Source organism: Peribacillus frigoritolerans (assembly GCF_030676415.1).
Taxonomy (GTDB): Bacteria; Bacillota; Bacilli; order Bacillales; family DSM-1321; genus Peribacillus; species Peribacillus frigoritolerans_A.
Genome location: NZ_JAUUTW010000021.1, coordinates 81,224 through 101,979 on the forward strand (window position 1 = coordinate 81,224; position 20,756 = coordinate 101,979).

General features: G+C 39.5%; 25 protein-coding genes and 1 pseudogene. 12 read left to right on the plus strand and 14 right to left on the minus strand.

Features of this window, described 5'->3' with window-relative positions; all coding sequences use genetic code 11:
• Positions 1–72 precede the first annotated feature (72 nt).
• From Q8G36_RS18905 to Q8G36_RS18920, 4 genes are all read right to left on the minus strand, one after another.
• On the minus strand, positions 73–1,374 hold the full coding sequence (locus Q8G36_RS18905; protein ID WP_305161046.1) for an NCS2 family permease: 1,302 nt from the start codon (positions 1,372–1,374) through the stop codon (positions 73–75).
• A 156-nt stretch (positions 1,375–1,530) separates the two neighbouring features.
• Positions 1,531–2,103: a beta-class carbonic anhydrase gene (locus Q8G36_RS18910; protein WP_305161047.1), complete on the minus strand. Its 573-nt coding sequence runs from the start codon at positions 2,101–2,103 to the stop codon at positions 1,531–1,533.
• A gap of 88 nt (positions 2,104–2,191) precedes the next feature.
• Positions 2,192–2,986, minus strand: coding sequence for a hypothetical protein (locus tag Q8G36_RS18915; RefSeq protein WP_305161048.1), 795 nt, complete (start codon positions 2,984–2,986; stop codon positions 2,192–2,194).
• Positions 2,987–3,219: 233 nt separating this feature from the next.
• Positions 3,220–3,540: a DUF4870 domain-containing protein gene (locus Q8G36_RS18920; protein WP_305161049.1), complete on the minus strand. Its 321-nt coding sequence runs from the start codon at positions 3,538–3,540 to the stop codon at positions 3,220–3,222.
• Between the two features lie 226 nt (positions 3,541–3,766).
• On the opposite strand from Q8G36_RS18920, the gene Q8G36_RS18925 reads away from it, so the two are divergent.
• From Q8G36_RS18925 to Q8G36_RS18940, 4 genes are all read left to right on the plus strand, one after another.
• Positions 3,767–4,546, plus strand: coding sequence for an undecaprenyl-diphosphate phosphatase (locus Q8G36_RS18925; RefSeq protein ID WP_305161090.1), 780 nt, complete (start codon positions 3,767–3,769; stop codon positions 4,544–4,546).
• Between the two features lie 333 nt (positions 4,547–4,879).
• On the plus strand, positions 4,880–5,434 hold the full coding sequence (locus Q8G36_RS18930; RefSeq protein ID WP_305161050.1) for a GNAT family N-acetyltransferase: 555 nt from the start codon (positions 4,880–4,882) through the stop codon (positions 5,432–5,434).
• A gap of 209 nt (positions 5,435–5,643) precedes the next feature.
• Positions 5,644–6,036, plus strand: a complete 393-nt coding sequence (locus Q8G36_RS18935; RefSeq protein WP_305161051.1) for a CidA/LrgA family protein — start codon at positions 5,644–5,646, stop codon at positions 6,034–6,036.
• Complete coding sequence (locus Q8G36_RS18940; protein ID WP_305161052.1) at positions 6,011–6,694, plus strand: LrgB family protein; 684 nt, start codon at positions 6,011–6,013, stop codon at positions 6,692–6,694. The genes Q8G36_RS18935 and Q8G36_RS18940 overlap by 26 nt, the downstream gene beginning before the upstream one ends.
• A gap of 39 nt (positions 6,695–6,733) precedes the next feature.
• Here Q8G36_RS18940 and Q8G36_RS18945 read toward each other — a convergent pair whose 3' ends face one another.
• On the minus strand, positions 6,734–6,877 hold the full coding sequence (locus Q8G36_RS18945) for a DUF2639 domain-containing protein (protein WP_192205140.1): 144 nt from the start codon (positions 6,875–6,877) through the stop codon (positions 6,734–6,736).
• A gap of 52 nt (positions 6,878–6,929) precedes the next feature.
• Complete coding sequence (locus tag Q8G36_RS18950; RefSeq protein ID WP_305161053.1) at positions 6,930–8,018, minus strand: undecaprenyldiphospho-muramoylpentapeptide beta-N-acetylglucosaminyltransferase; 1,089 nt, start codon at positions 8,016–8,018, stop codon at positions 6,930–6,932.
• Between the two features lie 193 nt (positions 8,019–8,211).
• Here Q8G36_RS18950 and Q8G36_RS18955 point away from each other — a divergent pair, with 193 nt between their 5' ends.
• From Q8G36_RS18955 to Q8G36_RS18965, 3 genes and pseudogenes are all read left to right on the plus strand, one after another.
• The gene (locus Q8G36_RS18955) at positions 8,212–9,324 is read left to right on the plus strand and encodes a mechanosensitive ion channel family protein (RefSeq protein ID WP_305161054.1); all 1,113 of its coding nucleotides are present in this window, start codon (positions 8,212–8,214) and stop codon (positions 9,322–9,324) included.
• A gap of 311 nt (positions 9,325–9,635) precedes the next feature.
• Positions 9,636–9,909: pseudogene (locus Q8G36_RS18960) on the plus strand (transposase); the annotation flags it as partial.
• A gap of 381 nt (positions 9,910–10,290) precedes the next feature.
• A complete protein-coding gene (locus tag Q8G36_RS18965; protein ID WP_305161056.1) occupies positions 10,291–11,646 on the plus strand; it encodes an MATE family efflux transporter in 1,356 nt (451 codons plus the stop codon).
• 65 nt (positions 11,647–11,711) lie between these two features.
• Here the strand turns inward: Q8G36_RS18965 and Q8G36_RS18970 are convergent, their stop codons facing one another.
• On the minus strand, positions 11,712–12,485 hold the full coding sequence (locus Q8G36_RS18970) for an SDR family oxidoreductase (RefSeq protein WP_305161057.1): 774 nt from the start codon (positions 12,483–12,485) through the stop codon (positions 11,712–11,714).
• 158 nt (positions 12,486–12,643) lie between these two features.
• Between Q8G36_RS18970 and Q8G36_RS18975 the strand changes: the two genes are divergently transcribed.
• Positions 12,644–13,111: an Hsp20/alpha crystallin family protein gene (locus Q8G36_RS18975; protein ID WP_305161058.1), complete on the plus strand. Its 468-nt coding sequence runs from the start codon at positions 12,644–12,646 to the stop codon at positions 13,109–13,111.
• A gap of 170 nt (positions 13,112–13,281) precedes the next feature.
• Here Q8G36_RS18975 and Q8G36_RS18980 read toward each other — a convergent pair whose 3' ends face one another.
• The 6 genes from Q8G36_RS18980 to Q8G36_RS19005 all read right to left on the minus strand — a co-directional run bounded on the left by Q8G36_RS18980 (position 13,282) and on the right by Q8G36_RS19005 (position 18,408).
• Positions 13,282–14,043, minus strand: coding sequence for a CAP domain-containing protein (locus Q8G36_RS18980; protein ID WP_305161059.1), 762 nt, complete (start codon positions 14,041–14,043; stop codon positions 13,282–13,284).
• Between the two features lie 456 nt (positions 14,044–14,499).
• Positions 14,500–14,937, minus strand: coding sequence for a FixH family protein (locus Q8G36_RS18985; RefSeq protein ID WP_305161060.1), 438 nt, complete (start codon positions 14,935–14,937; stop codon positions 14,500–14,502).
• A gap of 19 nt (positions 14,938–14,956) precedes the next feature.
• A complete protein-coding gene (locus tag Q8G36_RS18990) occupies positions 14,957–16,372 on the minus strand; it encodes a sensor histidine kinase (RefSeq protein WP_305161061.1) in 1,416 nt (471 codons plus the stop codon).
• Positions 16,369–17,055, minus strand: a complete 687-nt coding sequence (locus Q8G36_RS18995; RefSeq protein WP_305161062.1) for a response regulator transcription factor — start codon at positions 17,053–17,055, stop codon at positions 16,369–16,371. The genes Q8G36_RS18990 and Q8G36_RS18995 overlap by 4 nt, the downstream gene beginning before the upstream one ends.
• 5 nt (positions 17,056–17,060) lie before the next feature.
• A complete protein-coding gene (locus Q8G36_RS19000; RefSeq protein WP_305161063.1) occupies positions 17,061–18,023 on the minus strand; it encodes a WD40 repeat domain-containing protein in 963 nt (320 codons plus the stop codon).
• A gap of 118 nt (positions 18,024–18,141) precedes the next feature.
• Complete coding sequence (locus Q8G36_RS19005; RefSeq protein WP_305161064.1) at positions 18,142–18,408, minus strand: hypothetical protein; 267 nt, start codon at positions 18,406–18,408, stop codon at positions 18,142–18,144.
• A 109-nt stretch (positions 18,409–18,517) separates the two neighbouring features.
• Here Q8G36_RS19005 and Q8G36_RS19010 point away from each other — a divergent pair, with 109 nt between their 5' ends.
• Entirely contained in the window at positions 18,518–18,760 is a 243-nt protein-coding gene (locus Q8G36_RS19010; RefSeq protein ID WP_305161091.1) for a DNA alkylation repair protein, read from the plus strand.
• Positions 18,761–19,343: 583 nt separating this feature from the next.
• Here the strand turns inward: Q8G36_RS19010 and Q8G36_RS19015 are convergent.
• A complete protein-coding gene (locus Q8G36_RS19015; RefSeq protein WP_305161065.1) occupies positions 19,344–19,490 on the minus strand; it encodes a hypothetical protein in 147 nt (48 codons plus the stop codon).
• Positions 19,491–19,671: 181 nt separating this feature from the next.
• Between Q8G36_RS19015 and Q8G36_RS19020 the strand changes: the two genes are divergently transcribed.
• Genes Q8G36_RS19020 through Q8G36_RS19030 form a run of 3 tightly spaced genes read left to right on the plus strand, consistent with a single transcriptional unit; the run spans position 19,672 to position 20,597 of the window.
• Complete coding sequence (locus Q8G36_RS19020; protein ID WP_305161066.1) at positions 19,672–19,827, plus strand: hypothetical protein; 156 nt, start codon at positions 19,672–19,674, stop codon at positions 19,825–19,827.
• A gap of 30 nt (positions 19,828–19,857) precedes the next feature.
• Positions 19,858–20,268, plus strand: coding sequence for a hypothetical protein (locus tag Q8G36_RS19025; protein ID WP_305161067.1), 411 nt, complete (start codon positions 19,858–19,860; stop codon positions 20,266–20,268).
• 17 nt (positions 20,269–20,285) lie between these two features.
• The gene (locus tag Q8G36_RS19030) at positions 20,286–20,597 is read left to right on the plus strand and encodes a hypothetical protein (RefSeq protein ID WP_305161068.1); all 312 of its coding nucleotides are present in this window, start codon (positions 20,286–20,288) and stop codon (positions 20,595–20,597) included.
• Positions 20,598–20,756 lie beyond the last annotated feature (159 nt).

The window sequence follows — 20,756 nt, forward strand, 5'->3', positions numbered from 1 at the left end:
TTCCCGACGAAAAAACCAAAAAAAGAGCGGTTGGAATAAGAATTAACTCATTCCAACCGCTCTTTTGGATGATTAACCGATCATACCAATGATGAAATAGACGATAAACATTCCGGCACTCACATACATCGGGGCTGACACTTCTCTCGCTTTTCCGGTTACAAGCTTCAAGAACGGGTACAGGATGAAACCGAATGCCATTCCATCGGCAATACTGTAAGTGAAAGGAATGATCGTGATGATCATGATTGCAGGTATGCTCTCGGTTAAATCGCTGAAATCCAGCTTTTTTATATTTCCGAGCATCAAAATGCCAATGATAATCAAGATGGGGGCAATGGCGCTATCAGGGATCACTTTAATTACCGGTATGAATAGCAGTGATAGAATGAACAGCACGCCCGTAACCACTGAAGTTAAACCAGTTCTGCCTCCTGATGCGATTCCAGCTGCCGTTTCGACTGTAGCAACGGTAGGACTCGAACCGAATATGCCTGAAAACAGAACGGACACACTTGTCGCCTGCAGCGACTTTTTATAGGCATCCTGGCGGTTTATGCTGTCTACATGCCCGTGTACAAGACCGATATTTTCAAAAACAAGAACCATCGTCATCGCAAATACACTTATCCAGAATTCAATCCGGTTAGCTTCCAAGAACGATAATGAAAAGAAGAGATCGCCGTAGGAAGCTGTGTCTATGCCTGAAAAATGGATTTTTGACAATTGAACCGTCCCGAACCAATAAGCAATGAGGCTGCCTGCCAGGATGGTAATCATGAAATTACCGGGGACATTCTTGATGAACAGCGTGATTGCCAGTAAAAAGGTCAACACCGTTGCACACACAGCAGGATCACTTAAATCTCCCAGTGCGACGATAGATGATGAACCTCCCGTGATTATCCCGCCCTTTTCGAGACCGATTAGCATCAAGAATAAGCCAAGACCGACAGATATAGCTTCTTTTATTGAACTTGGTATCGAATCACTGATTAACTTAGAGTATTTTGTAAAAGCGATGACTACAAAAATAACCCCTGAGATAAACACAGCACCAAGAGCGGATTGCCAAGATAGACCCATTCCTTGAACCATGGTATAAGAAAATAGGGCATTTACGCCCATGCCTGGAACGAGGAGGATTGGGACATTCGCCCAAAGTCCTATCATGACACAGCTTAAAGCAGATAAAAGAATCGTCGCAATCACTGCACCATTAATCGGAATGCCCGCTTCCGATAAAATCAGGGAATTCACGATGAGAATATAGACTATTGTAAAATAGCCGACCACTCCAGCAAGGATTTCACGTTTTCCATTCGTTCCATAGTCGGAAAAATGAAAAAACGTTTCCAAGTTTAATTTCTTCATGTTGTATCCTTATTAAATTTGTCCCTCGCCCACCCGTTTGTATTAGTGACAAACTACACTTGGCGATTTTAACAAAAAAATGGATAAAAATAAAGAGAAAAGATCAAAATTTGAAAAAAACTGCCGGAAATGATCCCGGCAGCCTCGATCAATTTATTATTTTTGTTCTTCCGCATACCCGTCGACTACCAATTCAAGCTTCCCTGTATCGGGCGAAATGATAAGACCATGTACAGGAATATTTTTAGGGATCAAAGGGTGTCCTTTAATCACTTCCACACTTTTCTTAACACTTTCATATACATCATCAAATCCGCGAAGCCAACTGCGGATATCGATTCCTGCAGCTCCCAGTGTATCGATGGTGCTCTTTGGTATATCACGTTCGATCATCTTGTCCACTACAGAATCGGCATCGACTGATGCCATCCCGCAGTCATGGTGAGGTATGACCAATACTTCATCTGCCTTTAGCTCATAAACGGCGACAAGGATACTCCGCATGACACTTCCGAATGGATGGGAGACGATTGCCCCGGCAGTCTTCAGGATTTTGACATCGCCATTTTTGACATTCAAGGATTTTGGCAATAGTTCAACGAGTCGAGTGTCCATACAACTTATGATGACCATACGTTTCTCAGGAAATTTATCCGTTCTATACTTAACATATTCACCTTTTTCTACAAACTGTTCATTAAAATCAAGAATATCATTAAGTAAACTCATATTTACCACCTTTTTTAATGTATTTAATCTATGTATTCCACTATCATTATATCAAATATTAAAAAGATTTGCTAAAGGGTAACCCCAGTCAATTTGAACGATGATTCAGAGTGGCTGCACAGAACCCAAAGACGATGATTTTAGGAATTTCAGCAACATTTGATGAAAAAGAAAGTATGGGTGTATTTGTCTTGAATCGTTTCCCCCACTCCAAAGGCATCCAGCCTTCTTGGTATGAAACGATCTTTTTCCCGTCTTTTGTGACAATCTCGAAAGAATTCACGCTCCCCGGTGTTTCAATGGGCATCCATTCCGTACCGTCTTCCTTATAGATCATTCCATTGATTTTCACGAAAGACCGATTTTCTTGATACGATCCTATAATGCCGCCCTGATCATCCATGATCGTCATTTCATTGAAAAGCCCCCTTTTGATATGGTACTTGGCCAGCAAACGCCCCTCATGGTCCACCAGTTCATATCGCTTGGCCATGAGCATCGACAAGAAATTGGGTATCATCCACATGAACCACTTCATATTCAAATCCCGTATCTCGCCCATTAGTGACCCATCAGGTGCAAAAAGTAGCAGGCGCAATGTCGGTGCTGGCATAAAAGTCAATAAAACATGTTCATTTTTAAATAACCCAGCATTTGTCACGATGTGTTCATCAGGCAATTCCTTCATTCTATTTTCATATATACGATGACTGACAAATTGGGCAATGCTAAAGAAAATAAAGGGAGACGTTATCAATAAAATATTGCCAGGTATCATCGCAAAAATATGGCAAACGAAAAATGCAACGGCCAATAGAAGTGATATCCAAGATGCATGCAAATTTGAATTGCTCGTTTTCTGATAATATTCACGTATATTCATATCCTGCTCTGCTCCTCACTCCTTACAAGAAAGATTGCCGCCTTAATGGCGGCCATTGATTAGCAGTACCACAAGCCGCCCGGCATCCACTTCCTAAATGTGCATTGAACTAAATATCATAATACTTTATTCGCTTTAATGTGATCTATTCCCTTTTTTAATGAAGGGCAATTCCCGACATGGTTTATTTTAAAAAAAGGACTCCGAATTGAACGGAATCCTTTTACATCATTCTATAATATCCTGAAAATCAACGGGAACCTGTAATCCGTTCCTTCATAAGCCCTAACGGCAGCAATGATGGTGAATACGATTAAAGCTATTCCGATAACTGGCAATAGGAAGAATCCAACCAATACTATAGTGAGTATCCCTGCAACTATTGAATATACGGTGTAGGAAATGAAAAAATTCAGGTATTCCCTTCCGTGATAGTCCACAAATTGTGACGAGTCCTTCTTCAATAACCAAATCACCAAAGGACCGATAAATGCTGTAAAAAAGCTGATCACATAAATAAGGGCAGCAAACACTCTCTCATCTTTAGTAGGCATAGTGTCTTCTCCTCCTTTCTCATATGAATAATTACGAATCAAATTGAAAATAGTTTCATTTTCCCTCTCATAATATTCGAAAAAGGTAAAATTGGACTGCCTTTTCTTCATAAAACCCAATTGGCAATACATAAGGCAAAAAATCCGAATATGTTCATCCGTCTTGTGCATACAGTTTAAATAATGGATTGTCCTATACCTTCTAGAATGGAGTGATGTTTTTTTGCTGAACGAATTTCAAGCCTTCATCCTTGGCATCATTCAAGGCTTGACTGAGTTTTTACCTATTTCAAGCACTGGACATTTATATTTAGGACGGCATATTTTCCATCTTGACGAGGCCGGCATTTTTCTGGATACCATGCTCCATATCGGAACCTTGCTGGCGTTATTGGTCGTCTATAAGAATGACATTCTTTCCATTTTGAAAAACCCTTTCTCCAAAATGACTCTGCTTCTCATTGCTGGGACAATCCCTGCAGTGATTGCCGGCATTTTACTCGGGGATTGGTTTGATGGCCTTTCAAAAACAGGTGTGACCATAGGCTGGGAATTTTTAGCGACCGGACTGATTTTATGGGTAGCGGACGGAGTAAGAAAAGGCGGCAAATCCCTTAATGAAATTTCGATTAAAGATGCACTGATCATCGGTACCTTCCAAGCTGCTGCCATCATGCCTGCTCTTTCGCGTTCAGGCCTAACGATAGCCGCTGGCCTATTCTGCAGGCTGGATAGGGCCACTGCAGCCTATTTTTCCTTTTTGCTTTCAATTCCTGCCATTACCGGGGGCATTGTATTTCAGATGAAACCGATTTTTACAGGAGAAGTTGAACGGCTTCCACTCACTGCGCTTTTCGTCGGAACCCTGGCAGCAGCAATCTTTGGTTATATAGCCGTAGTATGGATGATCGATTTCTTAAAAAAGCGTTCACTGAAAATATTCTCCATTTATGTATGGACCCTCGGCGCAATCGTTTTATTCATGCAATTCACAGGCAAATTTTAAAGAAAAAAACGGTCGAAAAAGTCAGTTTTTCATTAGAAAATGCAGACGTTTGCCTACCAATTTCACCCTTCATGAAAAAGTTGAAATTTGACGAAAAAAAAAGGCAAAAAACCTATTCCCAAACCGTTTTTTTTTTAGTATTATACCTTCGTAAGGTTCTTTAGATTTGCATAATTTCTGACAATAAAAATAGGGAAGGCAAATGGTGCGCCACCGGTTTCCGGTTCTAGTGGGTTCGATTCCCACCCCGAAATTTTTTGATGAACGACTTAAAAAATTTCGAGGGTGGGCAGCGACTACGCATATGAACTGCCCTCAAACGGAGGGACGGAAATGTTAAAAAAGAGAGATTTTACAGATTGCTTTTCTCTTTATGAACAAATGACGCATCCAGATGTCTTCCCTTTCGTGCGCCATAAAGTAGATTCATATGAAGAATATGTTTTCATTACTAAGCAAACGATCGAAGCCGAAGATGCTGGGCAACTCATTTCACGAACAATCTTGGATGAATGGGAAAATCCCATCGGTTGTATTTCTTTATACGATATTGAAAATGGTGCAGGTTTCTTAGGCACATGGCTTGGCAAGTCTTATCATGGAAAAGGGTATAATGCCATTGCAAAAGACGCTTTCTTTAAAGAGCTTTTTTTCGAGCTCGGTTTGGAAACGGTCTTCATGCGCATTCGCAAAAAAAATATCCGCTCTATAAAAGCTGCAGAAAAGCTTCCCTATGCCGTCAATGCCAACGAAACAAGAAAATCCCTTTATGATCAGATCAATCATGAAGGAGATATCTACGATTTGTATGAAATCCCTAAAGATTTATACAACTTTCATATCCTTAGACAGCATGACGATGACGAACAGCAGTTACTTGAAGCATAAAGCGAAGAACATTTCAAATGGCTTTGTTTATCTTTTCATATAATGTAATGGCCGGAGCTTCCAAACCTGGAAAGCTCCTTTTTCCATTTTCACAGGATGTTTAGGATAGATTGCTGCAAATCCCTATTCTTTTTAGGGATATTTTTTTATAATGAATACAATTGACCCATTCAACAATCTATTCAAAGCGTCATTGAAAGGACTTAATCATGAAAAAAACATTTGCTTTTATCGTGCAGCTTATCTTTCTTCTCATCATTTGCAAGCTCGGCTATTACTTAGCCAATTTACTTCATTTACCAATACCAGGCAATGTCATCGGCATGATTCTGTTATTCGGTTTATTACAGACGAAGGTTATAAAAGTCGAATGGATTGAACTTACTTCAGGATTTTTGGTAAAGCACCTAGCCTTTTTCTTCATTCCCATTTCAATCAGTTTAATGACCATGGGATGGCTTTTCATTGAATTCGGTTTGCCATTGGCACTTACATTGGGAGTCAGCCTGATTTTAGGATTCATCGTTTCAGCTTGGACCGTTCAGAAGCTATCCCATAGAGGAGAGGTTAAGCAGCATGACAGCGTTCATCACAACTTATAGCATCTTGATAACCATCCTTGCCTATTTCATTGGAAGGAAAATATATGCTAAACATCCATCACCGTTTACGACGCCCGTATTTTTCAGTACGGTTACAATCATTCTCGTTCTGTTGATAAGCGGGTTGGACTTCGAAGATTATTCACCGGGAAAAGACATCATCACCTATTTCCTGGGACCAGCTACCGTTGCTTTGGCCGTACCACTTTATAAAAATAGAAAAATAATCGTTAAATATGCAATGCCGGCAATTAGCGGCATGATTTTTGGTCTTCTGGTCACATTGATCATTGCCATCACCATCGCTAAAGCATTTTCACTTCCGCAATTCATACTCCAAGGATTGGCGGTTAAATCCATTACAGTGCCCATCGCAGTTGAAATCACGGAACTTTATAGCGGAAATTCCAACATATCAGCAGCCTTCGTCATTTTGACTGGGGTGCTGGGTACGATGATCGCTCCAAAAATGATGGATAAACTAAACATTACGATGCCCTTCGCACGTGGTATCGCTTATGGTACGATCGCTCATGGTCTCGGAACGGCTCAAGCTGCCCAGGAAAGTGAGTTTACCGGAGCTGTCGCAGGTGCGGCAATGGCCATCGCAGGTATCCTTATTTCCTGTTTCTTTCCTTTTATAAGTAATTTCCTATAAAAAGAACCGCAACGTCAACGTTGCGGTTCTTTTTATGATTTATTTTTTTTGCAGATCGTCGTATAAACGCCTTAGAATATAAGTTTTATACAGCTCCAACTTTTTTTTCTCAATTGGATGATAGCTAATCCCTGCGGCTTTTAGCTGCTGAATGAACCATCCTTTTGAATATTCATAAGCCATTCTAGCCCCTCCTCTGTTCGAAAAAGATATGCTACATAGAGGGGAATGATACTTATTTTTTTGCAGCCATTACTTTAAGTAGTAATTCATACATTTCAACTGCCGTTTTGAATGGGCGTTTTTGACGCATTTTCTCCTGATATTCATCCGATTGTTTCACTAAATCCGCTAATGTAGCATTAAAAATCCGGTCATTTAGCTCTTCTTCTTGAATGACTTTGCAAAAACCCTGTTTTTCAAAGCTTGACGCATTCAGGATTTGATCTCCACGGGATGCATTGGCACTTAGAGGGATAAGCAACATCGGCTTTTGCAAACCAAGGAATTCAAAGATTGAATTTGAACCTGCCCTTGACACCACGACATCGGTAGCCGCCAATAGATCGAATAATTCTTCATGTACGAATTCAAAGGGAGCATATCCCCTTTGCTTCAATTCCGTTTTTACATTTCCCTTCCCGCAAATGTGAATAATCTGGTAATCCTTTAATAAGGCATCAAGGTTATCTGTAATCAAATTATTGATTTTAACGGCCCCAAGGCTGCCGCCCATAACGAGCAACACCGGTTTGTTATTCGTAAATCCACAAAATGCCTTTCCAGCAGAAGCATTTCCCGTAAAAATACCATCGCGCAATACAGCGCCAAGATACATGGCCTTCTCTTTCGGAAGATCTTTTTCCGTTTCCTGGAAGGTAGTGAAAATTTTCGATGCAAGTGGCATGGCAATTTTATTAGCCAGACCAGGCGTATAATCCGATTCATGTATCGCAATCGGTATTCTCAGCATCCTGCCTGCCAAAACGACTGGAACCGAAACGAATCCACCTTTAGAAAAAATGAAATCCGGCTTGGTCTTTTTTAAAATTTTTCGTGCATCAAAAATCCCTTTAATGACCCTGAAAGGGTCTTTCATATTTTCAACAGATAGATAACGTCGGAATTTCCCAACGGAAATCGTTTCATAACGGACCTCGGGAAATTCCGTTTCGATGATATTTTTTTCAATGCCTTTTTTTGAACCAATATAAGTAACATCCCAATCATGCTTTAAAAATTCCGGGATGATTGCTGCATTAACTGATACATGACCGGCTGAACCGCCTCCGGTAAATACTATTTTCTTAGTCAATATTTCCACCTTCCAAACTTAAAAAATCACTTTGCATCCATATTACCATATATCCATGCCATTAATAACTTGAAAAAGTATTCAGTGAACCGTAAAATCATCATGATGAATGTAATCATCGATTATTTTTCCTTTTTCAGCATGAATATATTATAATCTTAGTATTCTACAATACTACAAGATACATTGGAGGAGTAATACATTGCAAGAAGTTTCTGAATCACTCGATCAATTTGATGGAATCGAAGCCTGGACCAAATTAGGAATTTCAATAGGCATTTTTCTAATATTCCTTTTGCTTCGAAAAGTATTTACTACATATATATTCAAGTTCTTTCTACGAATTGCAGAAAAACGCAAAGTAGAATTTGCCGCCAACTTAATGCTCGCTTTAGAACAGCCGGTAAGATGGCTTATCGTTTTGATTGGTGTTGTTATATCACTGCACTATTTTCCGATTGACTCACCTTCGCTTGAATTAAGATCAAAAATATACAGATCATTTTTTGTCTTCTTAATAATTTGGACGATTTTCAATATCAGTTCGATCTTAACCATTCTATTTCCGAAATTGGTAAGTAAATTCGGACTTGAAGTAGATCAAATCGTCATGCCGTTCTTTACGAAAATCATAAAATTAATCATCATTGCTTTTGGTGCCTCCATCATTGCGGAAGAATGGGGATTTAATGTCGATGGATTTGTTGCAGGGCTTGGTTTGGGTGGTTTGGCTTTCGCTCTTGCCGCTAAAGATACGGTCAGCAATTTCTTTGGGGGTATCGTCATCGTTACCGAAAAACCTTTTACCATAGGAGATTGGGTCAAAACTCCAAGTGTGGAGGGAACCATTGAAGACATCACATTCCGAAGCACCAAAGTTCGGACTTTTGCCCAAGCTTTAGTTACAGTCCCAAATGCGACCCTTTCGAATGAACCGATCATCAACTGGTCCAAGATGGGCAAAAGACAGATTGCCTTCCATTTGGGTGTGAATGTCACGACACCAAAAGAAAAATTGGAAAATGTCATTAAAGACATAGAAAAAATGCTCATTGATCATCCAGAAGTACATCCGGAAACGATTTTGGTTAAATTTGATGAGTTCAGTCATTCCGGTTTCAACCTTTACCTTTATTTCTTTACGAAAGCGACGGACTTTGGAGGATATCTATCAATCAAAGAAGATGTGAACTTTAAAATAATGGAGATATTGGAACAGGAAGATGTACAAATCGCCATCCCTTCCCAGGCTTTCATTCTTCAAAAAGAATCAAATATGGAAGCCATGAATGATTTTGAATCCATGCGCGACTGACAAAAAGACTTGCCTAAAACGGCAAGTCTCAGACTGTAGACAACCTCGATGAAAATCGAGGTTGTCTACATTTTTTTATGGCTTGTACAAATTTTGACGTTGATTTCCACTCCAGGCACTCGCTTTCCGCGGGCGGTCCGGGAGCCTCCTCGGCGCCCTTGCGCCTGTGGGGTCTCCCCTGGACGCGCTTTTCCCGCAGGAGTCTCGCACCTTCCATTCCAATCAACTTTGTTTTAACTTTTAGATAGAACCCTTTTGCCTAAAGTCTTTATTGTTTTAAAATAGACTAATTAAAACTTGAGGTGATGAGGATGCTTTATAAACATGATTCTATTCAGCGAGATCAACTTGAAATGATTACTTTAGATCAACTGGTCCAGCAAACCATTTGGTTTGTAAAATGGAAGCTGCCATTGACTTCTCTTTCATTTAGATTTAGTGAAGATATGTATTCAGAGGTAGGACGCCCAAGTATTGATCCAGCTAAATATGTTAAACTGACCTTCATTCAATATACCTTCAGTATTCGTTCATGCGTAAAACAATTGAAAGAAGGTTGAAACAAATATGACTTACAGTTGGTTCTTTTGCTCAGCAGCTGTCATTAAGATACGATAGAAATCTGTTCAAACAAGTCTGTATCTTTAAAGCGTCGTTTAATTTTCCCCGAACATTGAGATATGAGGCACTTTATCATGGAAACCATATCGCACTGGCTTTCACATGTGTGGAATCCACGTATACTTGCTCTGCCTTATTAACTTAAATAAGCGAAAATTCAAAGGGAACTTCAAAAGGGGTTTGGAATTTTTTAATTCCGAACCCCTTTTGTCTACAAACTGAGACTTGCCTATAACGGCAAGTCTTTTTTAGCTTCAAATAAAAACTCTTAAAACATCACATGCTTGTGTGATATAATTCTTTCATTGTGTTGAAAATTCCAAATATTGATATTGAGGTACTTTGATGAATCAGACTTATACTAAATCACAAAAGATCCGCCTGTTATTCTATATTTTGATACCTATCCTGATCACCCAAATCAGTATGTATGCCATGACTTTTTTCGATGTGATGATGTCGGGCCAATACAGCACTCAGGACGTTGCTGGCGTCTCCATCGGCAGTTCGCTATGGACACCCGTGTACACAGGGCTGAGCGGGATATTGATTGCCTTAACGCCGGTGGTTTCACAGTTGGTAGGTTCCAGACAGTCTAAATCCGTTTCCTATTCCGTGATGCAGGCCATTTATTTAGCTGTAGCTTTAGCCTTGTTCATTTTAATCATTGGAGCGTTTTCTTTGAACCCCGTATTGAATGCCATGGACCTTGAAGATAGTGTTCACATGGTGGCTCATGATTATTTGATCGCCCTTTCACTCGGTATCATTCCTTTATTCATTTATAATGCGTTGAGGGCATTCATCGATGCTCTGGGGCAGACTAGGATTTCCATGATCATCACCTTATGTGCACTCCCGGTAAACGTCCTTTTTAATTACCTGTTAATATATGGGAAGTTCGGATTCCCTGAACTTGGCGGTGTCGGTTCCGGGTACGCCACTGCCATTACGTATTGGTTAATTGCCCTGGTGGCCATCCTTGTTGTGATAAAAATCAACCCATTTTCGACATATAAGGTTTTCAATGAATTTTTCCGGGTTTCCTGGAAAGAATGGAGGGCCTTATTATTGATTGGGGTACCCATCGGGCTTGCCATCTTTTTTGAAACAAGCATTTTCTCGGCCGTCACCCTTTTGATGAGTAAGTATGATACCGTGACAATTGCATCGCATCAGATTGCCATGAATTTTGCCTCACTGCTTTATATGATACCCCTAAGTATATCCATGGCATTGACGATCGTCATTGGATTTGAAATTGGGGCAGCCCGTTATAAAGATGCCAAAGAGTATAGCTGGATTGGCATTTCGATGGCATTGACGATGTCGCTTGTTTTATCGACCATCTTATTCCTCTTCCGCGAACCTGTGGCCTCTTTATACACTAAGGATCATGAGGTAATGATGCTGACATCACATTTTTTAATATATGCCATCTTCTTTCAGATATCGGATGCCCTGCAGGCACCTATTCAGGGTATTTTGCGTGGATATAAAGATGTTAATGTCACATTTGCGATGTCACTGGTCTCCTACTGGATTCTCGGGCTTCCCATTGGCTATTTCTTTGCAAAGTATACGGATATGGGAGCCTTTGGGTATTGGATCGGCTTAATTTCCGGCTTGGCTCTCGGAGCTATAGGCTTGGCGGCTCGCTTACGGTTCATACAGCAAGTAAAATATAAAAAAATGGCGTAAAAAAAGAGTGGGGCTGGATTACACCGGCCTCACCCTTTTTCATTCTGAATTCAAACCCTAAACCACTAGGCTTTATATATTTTCCCTAGAACATCCTTACCGCCAGTTACCGGTATGATGCTGCCGGTAATGAAATCTGATTTTTCATCACAAAGGAACGTGATGACCCTCGCTATATCTTCTCCTGTACCCGGTCTCCCGACTGGAACCGTATCATCCCTTTCTGCTCTGGCGACCCTAATTTCCTCCTCTTTCCAATCACCTACGATATCACCAGGACAGACCATATTCACGGTGATGCCATGTGTAGCTTCTTCGGCAGCTAAAGTTCTTGTCAAGGAGGTCAAGCCGCTCTTTGCAGCGGCAAAAGCAGAACGATAGATCCAACCTGGTGCAGTTTCACACCGTTCAAACCCTAATGTAATGACTCTACCCCAATTTCTACTGCGCATTTGTGGAATAAGTTCCTTCGCAAAATAGAAAAAACCATTTAAATTTCCGTCCAAGATGTACGTCCATTCATCACTGCCATATTCAGTCATGGGTTTACGATCATGCATATACGGCCCTGCGTTATGAATAAAGATATCAACATGGCCAAATGCCTCCGAAATCTTTTGCAAAATATTCCGGCAATCTTCCTCATTTGACGAGTCACCTTGAATCGCAATTGCCTTAACATGGTACTTTTCCTGTAATTCATCCACTAATGCTAAAGCTGCCTTTTTACTATTTCGATAAGTAATGATAATGGACATTCCATTATCCGCGAGTGAAAGTGCCATCCTTTTGCCGATTCCCGTTGCCCCGCCAGTAATAAAAGCTACTTTTTCATCCACAGGCTTACCCTCTTTATCAAATGGATTTTACTTAATTATACATAAGTTTATTCCATTTTCTATAATTTAGTAATTATATAAAAGAACCTATGGGCTTTAGCTGCATAAAATATAACAAATAAACCTGTCAGACCATAAGCAGGAGAGAGGAATTCAAAATGTTTCCCTGGAATTCACTTTTTTCTTTTAAGAATAACCCGAACCAAAAGGACTTCATGAAAAATATGCAGCAAAGTGATGTACAATCATTCATTGAAAAAGTATTTTCACAAGTCATCCCTGACAATATGCAAGGTATGATGAACCAAAATGATGGCGGCTTTCAAAAAGAAAATGCCAGATCTGAACATCCTTTACATGCCGATGTATTTGAAACCCACTTATATGTCTTTGTAAGAATTCCCATAGAAGATGAATCTTGGTTAAAGAAAATGAAACTTTACCATACTTCTAACCAATCCATCATCGAGGGGATTCCTGAAGAGTCAGATCGGCATGTCATAACACTCCCCGCACTTGTTAAGAAAAAAGGGGCATCAGCCCAATATAAAGAATCAACATTGGAAATACGTCTTCAGAAAAGTTTCAATACCCAGTATTCAGAAATCGACGTATCCGAGATTTAAGTTGCTTATCTGGGACCTCACTGATGATAAGGTGCGGTTCCAGTTATTTCTTGGTCCAATCTTTTTTAGATTTGGGTATATTATAGTAAACCTTTTATTCCATGGAATGATCCATTCTCGCAAAAAAAAGCGCACCCCATGTTAACGGGATGCACTTTTCTATTAATCTATTATTTTCCGATGAATTGTTGAGTCCAGTAGTTACCAGATTCTACGTAACCTACTCCAATATGAGTAAAGCTAGAATTCATGATGTTTTCACGGTGTCCTGGGCTATCCATCCAAGCTTGTACAACTTCTTCAGGTGTTTGTTGCCCTTGTGCGATGTTTTCGCCAGCTGTTTTATAGCTGATTCCGAATTGTTTCATCATATCGAAAGGTGAGCCGTATGTTGGGCTATTGTGGTCAAAGTAGTTTTTATCTTTCATGTCTTGAGACTTGATACGTGCAACTTTGCTCAACTCAGTGTCGATTTTAAGAGCTGCCAAACCTTGTTTTTCACGTTCTGCATTAGTTAATTGAACAACTTCTTGTTCAAAAGCACTTAATTCAGAGCTTGTCTCTGGTTTTTTATCAGTTGATTTATCAGGTGTTACTTCTGGTGCAGCAGGCTTTGCTGCAGGTTTTGCTGCAGGTTTTGCTTGGTTATTTGTTCCAGTTTCTTGCTGAACTGTTTTTTGAACTGGTTTTTGAACTGGTTTTTGAACCGGTTTTTGAACTGGTTTTTGTTGTGCCTGCGCTGCAGGTAAAGTGATATTGTATTTAGCTAGATATTGGTTAAGGACTTTTTGCATATCCTCTTTATTCGTAGATTTATAAGTTACTTGTTTCACTGTAGTATCACAGTTGGCTGCTTCAGCTTGGTTAGCTCCTACTCCTGTGAATATAATAGCTGCAGCCGCTGCTGCCGACATAATCATTTTCTTTTTCATTCGTATTTCCTCCTGTGATGTTCATTTTTTGTTGTGCTTTGCTTCTGGAATTATCATAACATGCATTTTTTGTAATAAAGGCTCCATCAATTTCCATCAAATTCACAGGATGCGAATGAATATATATTTATGATCCAAGTTTCAGAGAAATCGTGCAAAAATGCTTTACCTATCTATGTTTCTGCCAGTAGTATAAATACTTATATTTTTCCAGATATTCCTTGTCAATGGTAGTTACATAGTACTATTTCCATGGAATACTAATAAATTTTAATTGACATATCGTTTTCAACCAACTTATTATGACTTTCTTTACTGTTATGTTACAAATTTTTCGGTTTAACTTCGACATTTCGTCATTTTTATCATTTCTCCCCTATTGTCTTGAACATTTTTCCAAATAAAAAAACAATCCGGATTTAAACCCGGATTGTTTTGATTTGGATGGTACCTTCATCATTTCATTACTTCATCATTTATCTCGTCCATTTCCGTTTTTCCGCCATTTTGTTCGGGAGTGCTTGGTTTGCCTATGACGAATTCTTTCTTAGGCATGTTGTGCATATCCCTTGCCGTTACATGTGCATATACATAATAGGTTCCTTCTTCATCAAAAGTCTTTTCCAATTCATATATGCCGTTCCCTTTATGTTTTACCGCGATCTTGTCATGGTCATCGCTATTCGCAAGCCAAATTTCAAAACTGACATCATCCGCATCTTTCACGACTTCATCCCCATAGGTCACTTTTGCCTGAAATTTCACAGGCTCATTCACTTTACCCTGAATTGGATCGACAGCTAAATCGACATTTAACATTTTCGGAATTTCCTCTTCCTTGCCGCATCCAGCCAAGAAAATTAACGCCATGCAAAATAACATGATTTTTTTCATTTTTGAACGTATCCCCTTTTTATGAATTCCATTCTTCTTTTATAATCGGTAGGATGACCCTGACTTTCGTTCCCCTTTTTTCCTTGCTTTCTATTTCGATTTTACCATTTTGTAATTCCACCAATTTTTTGACAATGGACAGTCCAAGCCCTGACCCGCCATCAAAACGGCTGCGTGCTTTGTTCACTCGGTAAAAACGATTCATGATATATGGCAGATCCGCTTCCGGAATCCCGTTACCCGTGTCAGTAACCAGCAGTTCGCAATCATCTTTATGCTGAATTAGGGTAATATGGATGGACCCTCCAGTATCCGTGTACTGAATGGCATTATCAAAAATGTTATGTAGGATCTGTTCCATCCTTCCTTCATCCCCAAAAATAATCGGGTCTGGATCCAGATCTAGCTGCAAGCCCAATTGCTTTTCCTTTATTATCGGTTCATATTTCACAAGTACGTCTTCAATGAACTGCGCATAGGCAATCGGGGTTTTATTTAACATGAATGGATCACTATCCATTTTTGATAAGTCCATCAGATCTCCCACAAGCCGCTGCAGCCTAAGAGCCTCCCTTGAAATGAGTAGTAGGTATTTCCGTTGCTCTTCATCATTTTTCACGACACCATCCAATATAGCCTGCGTGTAGCCCTTTACGTAACTAAGCGGGGTTCTGAGCTCATGTGCAACATTTTCTAGAAATTCTTTTTTTCTTTCTTCCTCCAAATGGATGGAATTGGCCATATCATTAAAGGCTATTGCCAGTTTACCTATTTCATCATGACTCCTTACCTCGACCTGTATGTCATAATTCCCCTCTGAGACACGATGGGCTGCAGTCTCAATTTCCTTAATTGGACTGACTAGCTTCTTCAACCATTTCGTAGTAAACAAAATCGCGACAATCAAAAATAATAGAACCGCCGCCATCCATTTTGCGGCAAATTCCTTAAATAAGACCGTAATGGAATCTACAGGAATATATGTATAGATGATACCTTCGAGGCGATCTTCGTCAATCAGGGGTATGATCGCCGCTACGATGTTCTTTTCAAACCTTTTCTCATATCCCTCTTTTTCAACAGCTTTCCCATCTAAAAGCATTTGCCGTTCTTCTTCAGAAATAAGGGTGTCATAATTGATTTCAAAAGGCAGACAGGCACTCAATTCCCTGGGATTGTTGACGACAAAAACCTCGCTGTCATTCTTACTGTTAAACCATTCAACTTTTTCCTTGAAGTCTTCGCTGATTTCACCGCCGGAATAATCCGCCCCTAGCAATGACGCTTCATTGACTAAATCTGTTTTAAGCTTCTCCACATATAGATTTTTATAATAATATTGAGAAAGGGAGTAAGCGAACACCACGGATAGGATGATGGCGGTGATGATGGTAAGCCATAATTTAAAAGAGAGGGTTCGCCATTTATTGATCATTTCTTTTCCTCTATCTTATAACCGATTCCCCAGACGGTTTGAATGTAATCGGCCGCTCTTAATTTCATTCGCAACGTTTTGATATGGGTATCCACGGTACGTAAAGATCCTCCATACTCCCCGCTCCATACATGTTCAAGCAGTTGTTCACGGCTGAGTGCCTGGCTTTTATGACGCATGAGGAATAAGAGCAATTCGAATTCTTTCAAGGTTAAATTGATTGGCTTCCCTTCCACCGAAACCGTTCTGGATTGTAAGTTCAAGCTAATTTTACCGAACCGGACATGGTTTTGATTCTCTTCATTCAATGATGATTTCCCGGTCCTTCGCAATACCGCTTCGACCCTTGCGACCAATTCTCCTGGATTGAACGGTTTGACGATATAATCGTCGCCGCCAAGCTTCAGCCCTTTCACCTTATCCCATTCTTCACCTTTCGCACTGACAAATATCACAGGGATCTCCCAATTTTCACGAATTTCTTCACAAACGGAGAAACCGTCCATACCTGGCATCATGATATCCAATAAGATTAAATCCACTTCCTCTGTTTCAACCATACTAATAGCTTCTTTTCCATTCGCAGCTTGAAGGCATCGATAACCTGAGTTCAGCAAATACATTTCAACTAGATTTCGCATATCTTCTTCATCATCCACGACTAAAATGGTGTAAACATGCATGTCATCTACTCCCTCAACATCAATTGGAACGGACCTTCGCCGACTTTGATCGTTTTTTTAACATCGACTGTTTCAGCATCCATTACATACACTTCATCACTATCATATCCCGCCACGACCACATCTTCGTTAAAGTTCGCCATTTCAAAGGGGTTGACGCCGACCACTTTGTTTTTCACTACCTCATATCGATCATTCAATTTATATAAGGAGCTTGTACCGTGACTAAGGACAAATATGCCTTCAGCATTCTCCAGGAACTTTATCGGCATGGTGGGGGCCTTCAGCTTTTTCTTCAACTCTCCCGTTTTTGCCGAATAAATATATAGATCTTCTTCGACTTGGTCCCCATCCCCGTGTCCTCCGATCCATATTTCATCCTTTTCTTCCCTTAATAATGAGCCTGTGCTCGAACTATGTACGGGAAATTCGAAATCGACCTTTTTCGTTTCAAGATTTATCACTGAACATTTGGTATCACCAAAATTAATAACATACAAACGATTGGCTTCCTCTCCTTGAAGGACGGTCAAGGGGCTTTTACCAACCTTTACAATATCTTGTTCCTCCCCCTCAGCATTAAAAAAATGAATGGAGTGATTCGATTGATTGACCGCCACGATGCTTTTTCCATCACGCAACAACTGCATATTGACGATCCCTTTCCCAATTTTCCAACTGTTTATCAGTTTTCCTGCTGATAAAGAGTACACTTGGACTTTCTCCATCTCTTTTCCATAAAGCAGGATAGTATCTTTGTCTGCCAGGAGCAGGGCTCCGGTAAATGGTTCTGAAATATCCCATTTTGCAAATGGATGATAGTTTTCATCTATGAAAGTCAGTGAGGTATCCTTGATATTGATAGTCGCCAGGAAAGATTCACTTTTATTGATTTTAGTAAATGCATTACCGCTATTACACCCGGTAAGCAGTACGATGGCAAGAAAAAGCCCAATGCCCCACCTCATATTTTAAGCTCCTTATTCATTAAATATCTAATTTTATAAGATTTTAACAATGATTTGTGAAAAAAGTATGAAGCAGAAAAGAATATTTGCTAACAAGCATCCATATCACAACCGGAAATCATAATCTTTCCAATTCAGTGATATAGGCCATGACGATCGCATTTTTCATTTCTTCCGAAAGCGAAGATTCCATCACGCGTTTAATACAGAGATAAAACTTCTCCAGTACTGGTTTCCGGGCACGGGGATGTGAATTTTCATCCAATAGCTCACGGCGGATGAGTTCCGATAACACTTCCCTTCCACCTCCATCCGTCACCTTACGATTATTCCATATACTTAAATAAGCCTCCAATAATTCTTCTTGCCTGACATTTTCTTTCATATTATCCCTTCCATCCATTACTAATTTTTACATATTAATAATCAAGTTTGTAAAGACTACCTTAATAATACGATTACGCTTTTAAAAATTCAAAAAAGGAGTGAGTACAATTTCTCAAGTATACCGCTGTCCGAATTGCCGGACAAATAAATCTCGCTTCAATCTCATTCAGCAAGTAGCAACTCCCGTTAAAAAGGATCCGCAATCCGGTGAGATTGTTGAACAATATTCGAACGATTCCCTTCAGCCGTTCCATCTAGCATATAATGGTCCTGAAGTTCGGGTCCAATGTGCTGCTTGCGGATTAATTGAAGACGAAAAGACATTTGCCGCCTTTGGATTGCAACAATAAAAATGAAGCTGTCTTATAAGTTCCTAAAATAAAACAGGTGAAGAAAAACAATTCGTTTTTCTTCACCTGTTTTTCTATTTTTATAATTTTCCTGAAGGTAGTTAGCAAAAGCCGGCTAGAATATGGGCCATGGCTACGTTTGAACTTTCGTTAAACCCCGAAGCGAAAAGCGACGGAACGACCGATTGCCCTTGGTATGGCCAAAAAACACTCTCTACCTCGATTTTTCGTCGAGCGTAAATTTATGCATTTGATTCAGACCAAAGGTTCACTTTTGCTTTCGCTTTTAGTTCTTCGTAATTAGATTAAAATGCACCTGGTGATTTCACGACAGGAATATATAATTTTCTGAAGAAATCTTTGGATTGCTCATAAAAATCGTCCTTTCGTAAATGGTGTTTGGTAACTTCATTTTAAGGGCGATATTTTTGTGCATAAATTTTATAAAAGGGGGATTGCTTCTAAAAGTCATTTTCCTGACTTTTAGGACAGCCCCTCTACTTAAGAGTTCAAGTTCGTCGCAAATTATCTGGTTAGGTCATTTTTTTCTTTAAAAATCCTACAAAAAGATTGAGTTCCGAAATCAAATAACTTTTTTGCCAAGTAAAAACTTACTTATGATTTCTGATGATAAGGCTTTTTCTTCTGTGTATGCTTGGTTAAATAGTATTTTCCCTTTTTCAATTGAAGGGGATCTTTGAATAACAGTTAGTTTATCTTTCGGATTCAAATGAATCACCTCTTTTCTTTTTTATTACTCTTTAAAGCGAAGGAAATAAGATTTTTATAAACTCTTTTTTTTTATTTTTGTTTTGATTTACTTGTTAACGATCTAACCCACTTCTTTGTGTGAAAGGGCATTAGCGAAACAAAAAGCCCTTACCGAAAATAAGTGAAGGGAGTGACAAAATATGGCTGTAGATAACGAAAATGAAATTAAACCAACGGGCCAGCAAGGATGTCAAGGGAAAGAAACTTGGTGTTGTTCGGGGTTAAATTCAAAGTGTTCAAAAGAAGTAATTGTTATGCCTGACGGATCGATTAAATATACCGGAAAGTGTTGTTAATGAAACTTATAAAAGGGAGATGGATTTGTAATGTATTATTCAACTAAACAAAATGACTTTACAGATGCTAATATGAGTGCGTTAGAAAACTTATTAAAACAAGAAAATATTAAAGCCGCATTTGAATATGTTGGTGACAACGTTAAAATTAATGATCATTTCAAATTACAAACTAAAAACTATACTCGTAAATATTTTGCAGAGCAAGAAGATAATAAAAAAGAAGTAGGGCATACGATTACGCAAAATGTTACTTTTGTAAAATTAAGCATTTCTGCATATGCAACAATTGTTGATACTAAATCTGTTGATGGCCAAGGACGCACAACAGTCGATATCGTATTTTTACAAAATGATGAAAATGGCGTATCAAGAAAACATATCGTAGGATTTGCAGATGGAAAAAAGAAGTTGAAGCTAACAATCCAGATGATGGTTTAGAATTAGAATTGCCAGTCATGGAAACACAGGGAGATTACCAACCTAACAGCAGCATTCTATCTTGCTTTGATGGTGGCTGTTGTAAATTAGGTAGTCCAGCTGTTCAATATAAATGGTGTGGTTCTGGCTGTGGTTCAGGTACTCCAGTTAATGCTCTTGATACTTGCTGCCGGACACACGATTATTGCTACAGAAACTTTAAAGCTATGAAAGATCGTTGTGCTTGCGACAGGACTTTGATTTCTTGTGCTAAGAGTACCAGTATTGGTTCCCGTTATGATATTATCATTACTTTTGAAGCTAAGCTCCTTCGTTGTATTTTTGCTTAAGTATAAAAAAACACCCTCAATTTGAGGGTGTAAGACTGTAGACAAACTCGATGAAAATCGAGTTTGTCTATTTTTATGGCTTGTACAATTTGGACGTTGATTTCCACTCCAGGCACTCGCTTTCCGCGGGCGGTCGGGGAGCCTCCTCGGCTTTCGCCT